The 13,294-nt window shown below is 71.8% G+C and carries 13 protein-coding genes and 1 rRNA gene; 11 read left to right on the forward strand and 3 right to left on the reverse strand.

Annotation, left to right across the window (positions count from 1 at the left end):
• A 5S ribosomal RNA gene (rrf, locus tag ACFYRY_RS38400) occupies positions 1 to 86 on the forward strand; the annotation flags it as partial.
• Between the two features lie 120 nt (positions 87 to 206).
• Here rrf and ACFYRY_RS38405 read toward each other — a convergent pair.
• On the reverse strand, positions 207 to 1,574 hold the full coding sequence (locus tag ACFYRY_RS38405) for a hypothetical protein (RefSeq protein WP_389156735.1): 1,368 nt from the start codon (positions 1,572 to 1,574) through the stop codon (positions 207 to 209).
• On the opposite strand from ACFYRY_RS38405, the gene ACFYRY_RS38410 reads away from it, so the two are divergent.
• A complete protein-coding gene (locus ACFYRY_RS38410) occupies positions 1,542 to 2,303 on the forward strand; it encodes a hypothetical protein (protein WP_389156738.1) in 762 nt (253 codons plus the stop codon). The two genes, ACFYRY_RS38405 and ACFYRY_RS38410, sit on opposite strands and share 33 nt — an antisense overlap.
• Positions 2,304 to 2,365: 62 nt before the next feature.
• Here the strand turns inward: ACFYRY_RS38410 and ACFYRY_RS38415 are convergent, their stop codons facing one another.
• Positions 2,366 to 3,658, reverse strand: a complete 1,293-nt coding sequence (locus tag ACFYRY_RS38415; RefSeq protein WP_389156741.1) for a DUF1015 domain-containing protein — start codon at positions 3,656 to 3,658, stop codon at positions 2,366 to 2,368.
• Positions 3,659 to 3,730: 72 nt separating this feature from the next.
• On the opposite strand from ACFYRY_RS38415, the gene ACFYRY_RS38420 reads away from it, so the two are divergent.
• The 4 genes from ACFYRY_RS38420 (at position 3,731) to ACFYRY_RS38435 (ending at position 7,773) form a co-directional block, all read left to right on the forward strand.
• Positions 3,731 to 4,762, forward strand: coding sequence for an HAD hydrolase-like protein (locus tag ACFYRY_RS38420; protein ID WP_389156744.1), 1,032 nt, complete (start codon positions 3,731 to 3,733; stop codon positions 4,760 to 4,762).
• A gap of 70 nt (positions 4,763 to 4,832) precedes the next feature.
• Positions 4,833 to 5,876, forward strand: a complete 1,044-nt coding sequence (locus ACFYRY_RS38425) for a FecCD family ABC transporter permease (RefSeq protein ID WP_389156746.1) — start codon at positions 4,833 to 4,835, stop codon at positions 5,874 to 5,876.
• Positions 5,873 to 6,910 carry a FecCD family ABC transporter permease gene (locus ACFYRY_RS38430; protein WP_389156749.1) on the forward strand — a complete coding sequence of 346 codons (1,038 nt, stop codon included), beginning with the start codon at positions 5,873 to 5,875 and terminating at the stop codon, positions 6,908 to 6,910. The genes ACFYRY_RS38425 and ACFYRY_RS38430 overlap by 4 nt, the downstream gene beginning before the upstream one ends.
• On the forward strand, positions 6,907 to 7,773 hold the full coding sequence (locus ACFYRY_RS38435) for an ABC transporter ATP-binding protein (RefSeq protein ID WP_389156751.1): 867 nt from the start codon (positions 6,907 to 6,909) through the stop codon (positions 7,771 to 7,773). The genes ACFYRY_RS38430 and ACFYRY_RS38435 overlap by 4 nt, the downstream gene beginning before the upstream one ends.
• On the opposite strand, the gene ACFYRY_RS38440 is transcribed toward ACFYRY_RS38435, so the two are convergent.
• Positions 7,757 to 8,104, reverse strand: a complete 348-nt coding sequence (locus ACFYRY_RS38440; protein WP_389156754.1) for an SCP2 sterol-binding domain-containing protein — start codon at positions 8,102 to 8,104, stop codon at positions 7,757 to 7,759. The two genes, ACFYRY_RS38435 and ACFYRY_RS38440, sit on opposite strands and share 17 nt — an antisense overlap.
• 42 nt (positions 8,105 to 8,146) lie before the next feature.
• On the opposite strand from ACFYRY_RS38440, the gene ACFYRY_RS38445 reads away from it, so the two are divergent.
• The 5 genes from ACFYRY_RS38445 to ACFYRY_RS38465 all read left to right on the forward strand — a co-directional run bounded on the left by ACFYRY_RS38445 (position 8,147) and on the right by ACFYRY_RS38465 (position 13,289).
• Positions 8,147 to 8,548 (forward strand): hypothetical protein, encoded by a 402-nt coding sequence (locus ACFYRY_RS38445; RefSeq protein ID WP_389156756.1) that lies wholly within the window; start codon positions 8,147 to 8,149, stop codon positions 8,546 to 8,548.
• 7 nt (positions 8,549 to 8,555) lie between these two features.
• Positions 8,556 to 9,371: a TlyA family RNA methyltransferase gene (locus tag ACFYRY_RS38450; protein WP_389156758.1), complete on the forward strand. Its 816-nt coding sequence runs from the start codon at positions 8,556 to 8,558 to the stop codon at positions 9,369 to 9,371.
• Positions 9,368 to 10,273, forward strand: a complete 906-nt coding sequence (locus ACFYRY_RS38455; protein ID WP_356775005.1) for an NAD kinase — start codon at positions 9,368 to 9,370, stop codon at positions 10,271 to 10,273. The genes ACFYRY_RS38450 and ACFYRY_RS38455 overlap by 4 nt, the downstream gene beginning before the upstream one ends.
• Positions 10,274 to 10,721: 448 nt before the next feature.
• The gene (gene recN / locus ACFYRY_RS38460) at positions 10,722 to 12,440 is read left to right on the forward strand and encodes a DNA repair protein RecN (RefSeq protein WP_389157105.1); all 1,719 of its coding nucleotides are present in this window, start codon (positions 10,722 to 10,724) and stop codon (positions 12,438 to 12,440) included.
• Between the two features lie 93 nt (positions 12,441 to 12,533).
• A complete protein-coding gene (locus tag ACFYRY_RS38465; protein WP_389157108.1) occupies positions 12,534 to 13,289 on the forward strand; it encodes a hypothetical protein in 756 nt (251 codons plus the stop codon).
• Positions 13,290 to 13,294 lie beyond the last annotated feature (5 nt).

The raw sequence follows: 13,294 nt of genomic DNA on the forward strand, positions 1-13,294 counted from the left end.
GTTACATTTCGAACCCGGAAGCTAAGCCTTACAGCGCCGATGGTACTGCAGGGGGGACCCTGTGGGAGAGTAGGACGCCGCCGAACAATTTTTGGAAGGACCCCTGGTCCCCAGCGTTCAGCTGGGGACCAGGGGTCCTTTTGTTTTTCCAGAGCGCGTCGGGTACCCGACTGCGCGAGAATGACTTGCAGTACCAAAGACAGGAGTCACCCATGTCCACCAACTCTCCCGACGATCGACCGGAGCGCGACCAGCGGCGACGGGACAGTGGTGACCGGGGTGACCGCGGCGGCTACCGCGGAGATCGTGGTGGCTTCAGTCGCGACAACGACCGTGGTGGGTACGGACGTCGAGACGACCGTCGAAGCGATGACCGCGGTGCTGACCGCGGTGGTGACCGTGGTGGCTTCCGACGTGACGACCGGCGGGATGACCGTCGCGACGACCGCCGTGATGACCGCCGTGATGATCGTCGGAGCGACGACCGTGGTGGCGAACGTGGTGGGTTCCGGCGGGACGACAACCGGGGCGGTTACGGCCGGCGGGATGACCGACGCGAAGGCGACCGCGGACCGCGTCCCGCGTTCCGACGGGACGACCGTTCCGCTGGGCCCCGACGGGACGACCGTCCTGCCGGGCCGCGCCGGGATGACCGTTCCGCCGGACCGCGCCGTGACGACCGACCCTCCGGACCGCGTCGTGACGACCGACCCTCCGGGCCACGTCGTGACGATCGTGACCGTGGTCCCCGACGTGATGGAGACCGTCCCACCTTCCGCCGCGACGACCGCGGGGAGCGTCGGGACGACAACCGTGGTGGTTTCCGGCGGGACGACAACCGGGGTGCCGGCTATGGGCGCCGTGATGACCGCCGTGACGACCGTGGGGGTGACCGCGGTGGTTTCCGGCGTGACGATCGCCGTGACGACCGTGGGGGTGACCGCGGTGGATTCCGTCGGGACGACCGCCGTGATGACCGCCGAGACGATCGGCGTACCGACGATCGCCGGGACGGTGACCGTGGGGGCTTCCGGCGTGATGATCGGGACCGGGACCGTGGGTTCCGGAGTGACGACCGTGATCGTGGCTTCCGGCGTGATGACCGCGGTGGCGACCGGGGTGGCTTCCGGCGGGACGATCGTGACAGGGAACGCGGTGGCGACCGTCGTGATGACCGCGGTGGCGATCGCGGCGGTTTCCGGCGTGATGACAACCGCGGCGACCGCGGTGGCTTCCGGCGTGATGACAACCGTGGTGAGCGGGGCGGATTCCGGGGTCGGGAAGACCGTGGTGCCCGTGGCCCTCGCCGGGACGACCGAGGTGACCGTCCCGGTGGCTTCCGTGGACGTGATGACCGGCGCGGCGGCGACGACCGGCGCGGTGGCGGTCGCTTCCGTGACGAGCGTGACCGGGACCGGGAGCCGATCAGGCGGCTGCCGATCCCCGAGGACGTCACCGGCGACGAGATCGACAAGGACGTACGGCAGGAACTGCAGAGCCTGCCGAAGGGGCTCGCCGAGGACGTCGCCAAGAACCTGGTAATGGTGGCCCGGCTCATCGACGAGGACCCCCAAGGCGCCTACGGCTACTCCAAGGTGGCCCTGCGGCTCGCGTCGCGGGTTGCCGCCGTACGTGAGGCGGCCGGGTTCGCGGCGTACGCGAACCAGAAGTACAGCGAGGCCCTCGCGGAGTTCCGGGCAGCGCGGCGGATGACCGGCAACGTGGAGCTGTGGCCCGTCATGGCCGACTGCGAGCGTGGGCTCGGGCGGCCGGAGAAGGCGCTGGACATGGCCGGCGCCGCCGAGGTGCACAAACTCGACAAGGCCGGACAGGTGGAGATGCGGCTCGTCGCGGCCGGTGCCCGGCGTGACATGGGGCAGTTGGACGCGGCGATCGTCACGCTGCAGAGCCCCGAGCTGGCCTCCCACTCCGTACAGCCGTGGACCGCGCGGCTGCGGTACGCGTACGCCGACGCCCTGCTTGCCGCCGAGCGCGAGGACGAGGCGCGGGAGTGGTTCGCCAAGGCCATTGAGGCCGACAAGGACGGCAGCACCGACGCCTCGGACCGGCTCGCCGAGCTCGACGGGGTCGAATTCGTCGACGCCTTCGACGAGAACGAGAACGAGGGCGAGAGCGAGAGCGAAGGCACGGTCGAGAGCAAGCGTTCGGCCGACGTCGAGCCCCAGGAAGCCTCCGTGGAGCAGGCCGAGGACGGCGACTGGGACGACGACGAGAACGACGACGAGGACGACGCCGTGAGCGACGACAAGAACGACGACGTGAACGGCGACGGCAAGGACTGACGGCCTTGAGAGAAGGGTGGGGTCCCGGGTTCGGGATCCCACCCTTTCTGCTGTCCGGGGTGCTACAGGTCCAGGGCGCGCAGTACCAGACCTGACGCCGGTTTCGGCCCGAACGACGTCGACTTGCGGGGCATCGTGACGCCCAGCCGGGCCAGATCGCGGACGACCTCCTCGCGGACGGGGTGCATCAGGACGGCCGTACCGCCGTCACGCTCGGCCTTCTCTATCGTGGCCGCCGTGTCGTGGATGTAGGCGACGCGGGCGGGGTCGTCCTCGGGGATGTGCCAGACGTGGTCGAGGAGAGCGGCGTGCAGGACGGTCGCGTCGAGGGTGCGCCAGGCTGCGGGATGCTCGACGGGGACCGTGCGGGACAACAGGGCAGGATCCGGGCGGTCGATCAGATGGAAGGTGCCGTCGCCGGCCAGCAGGAACGCGTTGCCCTCGCGAGCCGCCTCCGCCAGGGCCTCCAGCGCCTGCGCCAAGGGGACGTCGATGCGGCGTACCCGGAACAGGCCGTCCAGGGCGGCCACCGCGGCCGCGACGGGCAGATCGTGCAGGAGACGGTGGATGGCGCGGACGCGCAGGGGGTAGCGGGCCGTGTCGACGAGGAGGACCAGGCCGTAGTCCCAGGGGCTGGGGGAGGTGTGCTCCGCGCGTAGACGCCGATAGGTGGCCCAGCGGTGGTGGCCGTCGGCGATGAGGGCCTGATGGCGGGCCAGGTCGGACTGGACGCGGCCCACGTCGGTCGGATCGGTCACCGACCACAGACGGTGGCGGTAGCCGTCCTCCGTGGTCGTCGCGAGCAGCGGGGGCTGTTCGGCGAGCCGCTCGACCAGCTCGTTGGTGGCGGACGCGGCGCCGTCGCCGCGGTAGGTCAGGAGCAGGGGCTCCAGGTTCGCCGAGGTGGCCCGCATGAGGGCGGCACGGTCGGCGACGACATGAGGCATGACGTCTTCATGGGGCAGGACCACACCCTCCGACGGGTCCGACAGGCGCAGGGCGCCGATGACGCCGCGCTGGAGCAGGAGATCGCCGTCGCTCTGTTCGTAGACATACAGGCCCGGTTGGGAGTCGGTGGTCAGGACACCCTCGGACAGCCAGCCGCGCAGGGTGCGGGCCGCCTGTGCGTTGCGTTCGGCGGGGGTCGCGGCCTGCGGGAGAATCAGTCGGACGATGTTGTGCGGGTCGGCGGACTGCAGGTGGTGCACGCCGTCCGGGCGCACGACGACGTCGTACGGAGGAGACGTCACGGCGGCCAGGTTGCCGACCCGGTCGGGGTCGTAGCGCAGGCCTCGGAACGGGGTGAGTTCCAGGCCTCGGGGCGCCGTTGCTTCCGAGTGACCTGCTGAGTTCATCCCGGCATCGTACGTGTGTCAGTGGCATGCGGGATGATCGGGGGAAAGCCGTCGAACGAGGAGCGATGCGGAATGAGCCAGCGTGTCAGGACGAGGCCCGAGGGCAGTGGGCAGGCCCTGAGCGAGGCGTACGACACGGCGCTGCTCGATCTGGACGGGGTGGTGTACGCGGGCGGGAACGCGATCGCGTACGCCGTGGAGTCGCTGGCCACCGCGCGTGAGGGCGGCATGCGGCTCGCGTATGTCACCAACAACGCGCTGCGCACGCCGGACATCGTGGCCGAGCACCTCACCGAGCTGGGCATACCGACGGGAGCCTCGGACGTCATCACCTCCGCGCAGGCGGTCGCACGGCTGATCGCCGAGCAGGTGCCGTCCGGTGCGCGCGTGCTGGTGATCGGCGGCGAGGGGTTGCGGGTGGCGCTGCGTGAGCGCGGACTCGAGCCGGTGGAGTCGGCCGACGACGATCCCGCGGCGGTCGTCCAGGGATATGGCGGGCCCGACCTGACGTGGAGTCGTTTCGCCGAGGCCTGCTACGCCATCAGGCGCGGGGTGCCGTGGTTCGCCTCCAACACCGACCTGACGATCCCGAGCGCGCGCGGCATCGCGCCGGGCAACGGAGCGGCGGTGGAGGTCGTGAGGATCGCGACCGGTGCCGATCCGCAGGTGGCGGGCAAGCCGCTGCCGCCGATGCACCGGGAGACGGTTCTGCGGACCGGTGCCGAACGCCCGCTGGTCGTCGGGGACCGGCTCGACACCGACATCGAGGGGGCGTTCAACGGGGAGGTCGACTCGCTGCTCGTCCTGACCGGGGTCACGGACGGGCCGCAGCTGCTGGCCGCGCCTCCGCAGCACCGGCCGACGTATGTCGACGCCGATCTGCGGGGGTTGCTCACCGGGCAGCCGGAGGTCACCGAGGACGGGCAGGGCTTCCGGTGCGGCGGGTGGACGGCGCGGGCCGGGACCGGGGGGAGGCTGGAACTCGACGGTGACGGCGAGGCCTTGGACGGGCTGCGGGCGCTGTGCGCGGCGGCCTGGACGGCGGCCGGTGATGGTGTGTGCGAGCTGGACGGGGGCAAGGCACTGGCACGGCTGGGCTTGTGAACCCATGGTCCCGTGGGCTTTCGTGACACCGGGATCGTGACCGAATGCGAGGGTAGGCTAACCTAACCACGTGTTGGTCGACAGTCCCCCCGAACAGCGCGCGGAGACCGCCCCCGCGCCCCCCAACCGCAGGGCGATACGCGTCGTCGGATTGCTGCTCTCGGTCGTGGCGCTGGTGCTCGTCGCGGTGGCGAGCATCGCGATCGGCGCCAAGGCGCTCTCCGTGACAGAGGTCTGGCACGGTCTGTTCGAGGAGTCGGGGACGTACGCCGACGTCGTCGTCGCCGACCGGCTGTCGCGGACCGTGCTGGGCTTGCTGGTGGGTGCCGCGCTCGGGCTGTCCGGGGCCGTGCTGCAGGCGCTGACCCGCAATCCGCTGGCCGATCCCGGGCTGCTCGGTATCAACGCGGGGGCGTCCGCCGCGGTCGTCACCGCGATCTCGTTCCTCGGGGTCACCTCGCTGAGCGGGTACGTGTGGTTCGCCTTCCTCGGCGCGGCCGCCGTCGGGGCCGTGGTCTGGTTCCTGGGCGGCAGCCGGGGTGCGACGCCGGTTCGGCTCGCGCTGGCCGGCACCGCGATCAGTGCGGCGCTGTACGGCTATCTCCAGGCCGTGATGATCCTGGACGACGCGGCGCTGAACCGGATGCGCTTCTGGACGGTCGGTTCGCTGTCCTCGGCGAGCGACTCGACCATCGCGCAGGTGCTGCCGTTCCTGCTGGCCGGCTCGGTCCTCGCGCTCGCCCTGGCCCGGCCGCTCAACGCCGTCGCCATGGGCGACGACACCGCCAAGGCGCTGGGCGCCGACCTGAACCGCACCCGGGCGCTGTCGATGCTCGCCGCGACCGTGCTGAGCGGGGCCGCGACCGCCGCCTGCGGGCCGATCGTGTTCGTGGGGCTGATGGTCCCGCACGTCGTCCGGTCCTTCACCGGCCCCGACCTGCGCTGGATCCTGCCGTACGCGACCATCCTGTCGCCGGTGCTGCTGCTGGGCTCCGACGTCCTCGGCCGGGTCGTCGCGCGCCCCGCGGAGGTGCAGGTCGGCATCGTCACCGCGCTCATCGGGGGACCCGTGTTCATCTTTCTCGTACGTCGGCGGAGGCTGGCCCAGCTGTGAAGACCACCCGTGTCCTCAGGACCCCCGGCGGGCTCTCGATCCGGCTGGACGTCCGTGCCGTCGTCGTCGTCGCACTCCTGCTGCTCGCCGCGCTGACCGCGGGTGTCGTGCTGATCGGCACCGGAGACTTCCCGATCCCGCCCGCCGACGTGCTCAGGTCGCTGGTCGGCGACGGCAACGCGGGCCAGGAGTTCATCATCAACGAGCTGCGGCTGCCCCGGGTCCTCGTGGGACTCCTGGTGGGCGCCTCGCTGGGACTCGGGGGTGCGCTGTTCCAGGCCATCTCCCGCAATCCGCTGGGCAGTCCGGACGTGCTCGGGCTCGGACAGGGAGCGGCGGCCGGTGCGCTGATCGTGATCGTGCTGATGCACGGGAGCGCGGCCCAGGTCACCGTCGGGGCACTCCTGGGCGGTCTCGTGACCGGGCTCGCCATCTACCTGCTCGCCTGGAAGCGGGGCGTGCACGGCTATCGACTGGTGCTGGTCGGCATCGGTGTGGCCGCGATGCTCACGGCGCTCAACAGCTATCTGCTCACCATCTCCGACCTCACTGACGCGGCCAGTGCCGTGGTCTGGATGACCGGGTCGCTCGACGGGCGGGACTGGGACCAGGTATGGCCGCTGCTCGGGCTGTGCGCCGTGTTCGTACCCCTCGTCCTCGCCAACGCGCGCGGGCTGCGGATGACGGAGATGGGCGACGACGTCTCGTACGCTCTCGGAGTGCGCGTCGAGCGGCTGCGGATGATGATGCTGGTGGTCGCCGTCCTGCTCACCGCGACCGCCACCGCGGCGGCCGGGCCGATCAGCTTCGTGGCGCTCACCGCGCCCCAACTGGCCCGCCGGTTGACCCGCTCGCCCGGGCCGAACCTGCTTCCCTCCCTGTGCATGGGCGCCACCCTCCTGGTCACCGCCGACTGGATCTCGCAACGCGCGTTCGGAGCGGGCCAACTGCCCGTCGGCGTGGTCACCGGCGCCCTCGGCGGGGTCTACCTGCTGTGGCTGCTGGTCATCGAGCGCAAGGCGGGCCGGATATGAGCGTCGACAGCAGCGCCGGTAACGGGCCGAACAATCCAAGGAGCACAGTGAACCGCCTGTCCGCCGAGAACGTGACCCTCGCCTACGACCAGCGGGTCATCGCCGAACAGCTGTCGGTGGAGATACCCGACAACTCCTTCACGGTGATCGTCGGTCCGAACGCGTGCGGCAAGTCCACGCTGTTGCGGGCCCTGTCACGGATGCTCAAGCCGAGTCGTGGCCGGGTGCTGCTCGACGGACAGGTCATCCAGTCGATGCCGGCGAAGAAGGTCGCCCGCACCCTGGGGCTGCTGCCGCAGTCGTCGATCGCGCCCGACGGGATCACCGTCGCCGACCTGGTCGGCCGCGGCCGGTACCCGCACCAGGGGATCCTGCGCCAGTGGTCGCCCGAGGACGAGCGGGTCGTCCAGGAGTCGATGGCGCAGACCGGGGTCGCCGAACTCGCCGACCGCTATGTCGACGAGTTGTCAGGCGGCCAGCGTCAGCGGGTGTGGATCGCGATGGCGCTCGCCCAGCAGACGCCGTTGCTGCTGCTCGACGAGCCGACGACCTTCCTGGACATCCAGCACCAGATCGACGTCCTCGACCTGTGTGCCGAACTGCACGAGGAGCAGGGCCGCACGCTGGTCGCCGTGCTGCACGACCTCAACCACGCCGCGCGCTACGCCACCCATCTGATCGCCCTGAAGGGCGGTGCGGTCATCGCCGAGGGCGCGCCGAAGGACATCGTCACCGCCGAACTGGTCGAGGACGTCTTCGGACTGCGCTGCCAGGTCATCGACGACCCGGAGACGGGCACGCCGCTGGTGGTGCCGGCGGCGCGCAAGGCTCGGACGGCCGCGGTGGTCACAGAAGTTTCCTGAGACTGAACAGGTCCTTCAGGCCCGCCTCCAGCTTCACCCGGCCCGAACCCCAGGCCTTGGCGAAGTTGAGCTCGCCGTTCACCAGGGCCACCAGGTCGTCGCCCGCCATGGCGAGTCTGATCTGGGCCTTCTCCGGTGGCGGTCCCTGGAGGGTGTCCGCCACCTCGATCCGGCCGTCGACGAGCCGGCCGACGAAGGTGACGTCAAGGTCGGTGATGTGGCAGCTCACCGAGCGGTCCAGGGCCGCGGCAGTGCGGACGTCCCCCTCGGCGGTCTGCAGGTTGTCCGAGAGCTTCTCGAGTGCGGCGCGGCACTCCTCGATCGTGGCCATCGCGATCGACGTTACCCCAGGGCTTCGAGGTAGCGTCTGGGCATGAGCGACTCTGTGCCCGAGTTCGCGGTCCGGGCGGAAGCGGAGGTTCCGGCGGCGGACGCGCCGGCCCCGACGGACGGACCGGCTCCGACGGCCGTACCAGACGCACCCGGGGCACCCCCCGTACCCGAGGTACGCGACGTGCCGGACGAACCGGACGGCCAGGCGGAACCGGACCACGATCCCGCCGCGCCCGCCCCGCTGGACGTGCCCCGTACCCCCACCGGGAACGCCGAGGTGGACGCCCAGCTGGCCCGGCTCGGCGACACCGACCACCTCGCCACCGACGGACACCTCGAGGTGTACGAGGATGTACACCGGGGGCTGCGCGACGCGCTGACCGCGCTCGACGCCCGCCCGGGACCTCCGGCGCCCGCCGGCCAGTACGAAAACAGGAGCTGAACCGAACGTGGCAGGAGTCGCACGTCGCCGTCTCGACGCGGAGCTGGTCCGCCGGAAGCTCGCGCGCTCCCGTGAGCACGCCGGGCAGCTGATCGCCGCCGGGCGGGTCACCGTCGGGAAGACCGTCGCGACCAAGTCCGCCACCCAGGTGGAGACGGCGGCGGCGATCGTGGTCTCGGCCGACGACAGCGACCCCGACTACGTGTCGCGCGGCGGTCACAAGCTCGCCGGCGCGCTCGCGGCGTTCGTTCCGGAAGGGCTCGTCGTCGAGGGGCGGCGGGCGCTGGACGCCGGCGCGTCCACCGGCGGATTCACCGATGTGCTGCTGCGCGCGGGCGCCGCGCACGTGGTCGCCGTGGACGTCGGATACGGACAACTCGCATGGTCTCTCCAGAGCGATGAACGCGTCACCGTCAAGGACCGTACGAACGTACGCGAGTTGACGCTCGAAGTGATTGATGGGGAACCAGTGGATCTTGTCGTGGGGGATTTGTCCTTCATCCCGCTCGGACTGGTACTGCCCGCGCTGGCGCGGTGCGTGAAGCCGGACTCCGACCTGGTGATGATGGTCAAGCCGCAGTTCGAGGTGGGTAAGGAGCGGCTCGGCAGTGGGGGAGTCGTACGGAGTCCGCAGCTGCGCGCCGACGCCGTGCGCGCGGTGGCGCGGCGGGCCTGGGAACTGGGGCTCGGCGTGAAGGGTGTCACCGCCAGTCCGCTGCCCGGACCGTCCGGGAATGTCGAGTATTTTCTGTGGCTGCGGTCGGGGGCACCCGAACTGGACCCGGCCGACGTCGATCGTGCCGTTGCGGAGGGGCCGCGTTGAACCAGAACCGAGCTCGTACTGTTTTCCTGCTCGCCCACACCGGGCGGCCCGCGGCGATCCGCAGCGCCGAACTGGTGGTGAAGGGACTGCTGCGTGAGGGCATCGGCGTGCGGGTCCTGGAGTACGAGGCCGCCGACCTGCCGTTGCCCAAGGAGGTGGAGCTGGTCAAGGAGGCCACTCCGCAGTGCCTCGACGGGTGCGAGCTGCTGATCGTGCTCGGGGGCGACGGAACGCTGCTGCGGGGCGCCGAGTTCGCCCGGGCGTCCGGGGTGCCGATGCTCGGCGTCAACCTCGGGCGCGTCGGATTCCTCGCGGAGGCCGAACGGGACGACCTCGACCGGGTCGTCGAGCGGGTGGCGACGAAGGCGTACGAGGTCGAGGAGCGGATGACGGTCGACGTCGTCGTGCATCGCAACGGGGACATCGTGCACACCGACTGGGCGCTGAACGAGGCGGCCGTGCAGAAGGTGTCCGCCGAGAAGCTGCTCGAAGTGGTCCTCGAGATCGACGGGCGGCCGGTCACCGGGTTCGGGTGCGACGGGATCGTGCTGTCCACTCCGACCGGGTCGACCGCGTACGCCTTCTCGGCGGGCGGGCCGGTGGTGTGGCCCGAGGTCGAGGCGTTGCTGATGGTGCCGATCAGTGCGCACGCGCTGTTCGCGAAGCCGTTGGTGACCTCGCCGGACTCCGTGCTGGCGGTGGAGGTGCTGCCGCACATCCCGCCGGGTGTCCTGTGGTGTGACGGGCGGCGGACCGTCGAGTTGCCGCCGGGGGCGCGGGTCGAGGTGCGGCGGGGGGCTGTGCCGGTGCGGCTGGCCCGGCTGCATCACGCTTCGTTCACGGACCGGTTGGTGGCGAAGTTCGCGTTGCCGGTCTCCGGATGGCGGGGGGCGCCCCACTAGGGCGTGTTGCGAAAGTCCCGTCGTCCGCCCGGAGGGCGGGCCGAGCGGCGTCGTGGGGGCCCCTCCCGCTCGAGCGCAGCCGAGAGTGGGGGAGCGTGCTCTCGGTGTGCCGGGCGGAAGCCCTCGTACTGGTTGTACGTGGGTTTTCGACCGGTGCGGCGAGAGTGCGTGCCAGGCGTCGCTCGGCAGGCGGGACTTTCGCAACACGCCCTAGGCCTGGAGATCCCGGGGGACGAGGAGCGTCCGGGCCACGCGGCGGTCGTGGCTGGTCGCGTCCACGCCGCCGAGCCGCACATAAACACGGCCCCGCGACCCCGCGCCACCTCCACTCGCCCGGGTGACAAGCGTCGGCTGTGCACATTCGTTACCTGCACCTTCACACAACAGGGGCGGGGGCCGTCGCACTTCCCCTCCCTGACCTCGTAAGGTCGTGTCCGTGTTGGAGGAGATGCGGATACGGTCGCTCGGAGTCATCGACGACGCGGTCGTGGAGCTGTCGCCCGGCTTCACCGCCGTCACGGGTGAGACGGGTGCGGGCAAGACCATGGTGGTCACCAGCCTCGGGCTGTTGCTCGGTGGGCGTGCCGACCCGGCGCTGGTGCGGATCGGGGCGAAGAACGCTGTCGTGGAGGGGCGGATCAGCATGTCCGCCGGCGACTCGGCTGTCGTGCGGGCCGAGGAGGCCGGGGCCGAGCTCGACGACGGCGCGCTGCTGATCAGCCGTACCGTGTCCGCGGAAGGGCGGTCCCGGGCGCACCTGGGCGGGCGCTCGGTGCCGGTGGGGCTGCTCGCCGAGCTCGCCGACGACCTGGCGGCCGTGCACGGGCAGACCGACCAGCAGGGGCTGCTGAAGCTGTCCCGGCAGCGGCAGGCCCTCGACCGGTACGCCGGGGACGCCGTCGCGGTTCCGCTGGCCAAGTACACCGAGGCCTACCGGCGACTGCGGGCGGTGTCCGTGGAGCTGGAGGAGATCGTCACGCGCGGGCGGGAGCGGGCTCAGGAAGCCGACCTGCTGCGGTACGGGCTCGACGAGATCGCCGGCGTCGAACCGCGCGCCGGGGAGGACGTGGAGCTGGCGGAGGAGGCGGAGCGGCTCGGACACGCCGAGGCGCTGTCGTCCGCCGCCACGGCCGCTCACGCCGCCCTCGCCGGCAACCCGGAGGACCCCGAGGGCATCGACGCGGCGACCTTCGTCGCGGGCGCGCAGCGGGCCCTGGACGCCGTACGGTCGCACGACCCGTCGCTGGCCGCGCTCGCGGACCGGATCGGGGAGATCGGGATCCTGCTGGGTGACGTCGCGGGGGAACTCGCCGGGTACGCCGACGACCTGGACGCCGATCCGCTGCGGCTGGCGGCCGTCGAGGAGCGCCGGGCCGCGCTGACCGCGCTGACCCGGAAGTACGGCGAGGACGTGGCCTCGGTGCTGGCGTGGGCCGAGCACAGTGCCGCTCGGCTCACCGAACTGGACGGGGACGACGAGCGGACCGGGGAGCTGACCGCCGAACGGGACGCCCTGCGGGCCGAACTGGGCGGGCTGGCGCAGGCCCTGACCGACGCGCGGACGGAGGCCGCGGAACGGTTCGCGGCCGCCGTGACCGCGGAGCTTGCCTCGCTGGCGATGCCGCACGCGCGGGTGTCCTTCGACATCCGCCAGACCGAGGACCCGGAGGGCGTCGAGGTCGGGGGGCGTGCGGTCGCCTACGGGCCGGCCGGTGCCGACGAGGTCGAACTGCTGCTGGCCCCGCATCCGGGGGCGCCGCCCCGGCCCATCGCCAAGGGCGCGTCCGGGGGTGAACTCTCCCGCGTGATGCTGGCGGTGGAGGTGGTCTTCGCGGGCAACGATCCGGTGCCCACCTATCTCTTCGACGAGGTCGACGCGGGCGTCGGCGGCAAGGCCGCGGTGGAGATCGGGCGGCGGCTGGCCCGGCTCGCGAAGAGCGCGCAGGTGGTGGTCGTGACGCACCTGCCGCAGGTCGCCGCGTTCGCCGACCGGCAGTTGCTGGTGGAGAAGACCCACGACGGCTCCGTCACCCGATCCGGAGTGAAGGTCCTGGAGGGGGAGGAGCGAGTCCGGGAGCTGTCCCGGATGCTCGCCGGCCAGGAGGACTCGGAGACGGCCCGGGCCCACGCGGAGGAGCTGTTGGCCACGGCCAGGGCGGATGGCTAGAGCCGGAGGTCGGTGTCCATGGCCTGATGCTCGGCTCGGTGAGTAGTGGTGAGCGCATCGGGCTGAGGCGTGTCCTCGTAGGGTGACCGGATGATGAGCCGTACTCGCGGAACCAGTCGTGCTCGCCGGATCAGTTCGTTGGGGCTCGCCGCCGCCGTCACCCGTGCCGCGACCGCCGGCCTGCGCGCCAAGCCACCCGGCGGGCGTGAGCGCTGGGCTCGGACCAACTACGCGGGGCGGACGGTCGAGTGGTACGCCGGGCCCGCGTGCGCCTTCGCGGCCGCCACCGGGACGGCGCGGGTGAGGCCCGCCGCCGGATTAGCGGTGCTGGTCGCCGGGGTGTGCGGGGCGTACGACGACGTAGCCGGGGCCGGTGACGCCCGGCGCGGGTTCCGTGCGCATCTGACCGCGCTGCGGGACGGTGAGGTCACCAGCGGGGCCGTGAAGCTGCTCGGGATCTCCGCGGCGGGGCTCGTCGCGGGCGCGTCGCTGAAGGAACGAGCGGTCGACAAGGTGCTGGCGGGTGTGGTGATCGCCGGAGCCGCGCACCTGGTGAACCTGGTCGACGTACGGCCGGGGCGGGCCGCCGCGGCGGTCGTCGCACTCGGCGCGCCGGGACTGCTGCGGAAGGGGCCGGGGGCGGAGTTGGCCGCCGCTGCCGTGGGGGCGGCGCTGGCCGTGCTCCCCGACGACCTCGGCGAGCGCGCGATGATGGGCGACACGGGCGCCCACGCGCTGGGTGCCGCGCTGGGCACCGCCGTCGTCGCGGGCAACGGGCGGGCGGGGCTGGTCGTCCATGCCGCCGCTCTGGTCGCCGCGGCCGTCCACGGGGAGGCGCGCGGCGCGTAGGTGGT

Origin of the sequence: Streptomyces sp. NPDC005263 (assembly GCF_042872365.1) — a bacterium.
In the GTDB taxonomy this organism is placed as follows: domain Bacteria; phylum Actinomycetota; class Actinomycetes; order Streptomycetales; family Streptomycetaceae; genus Streptomyces.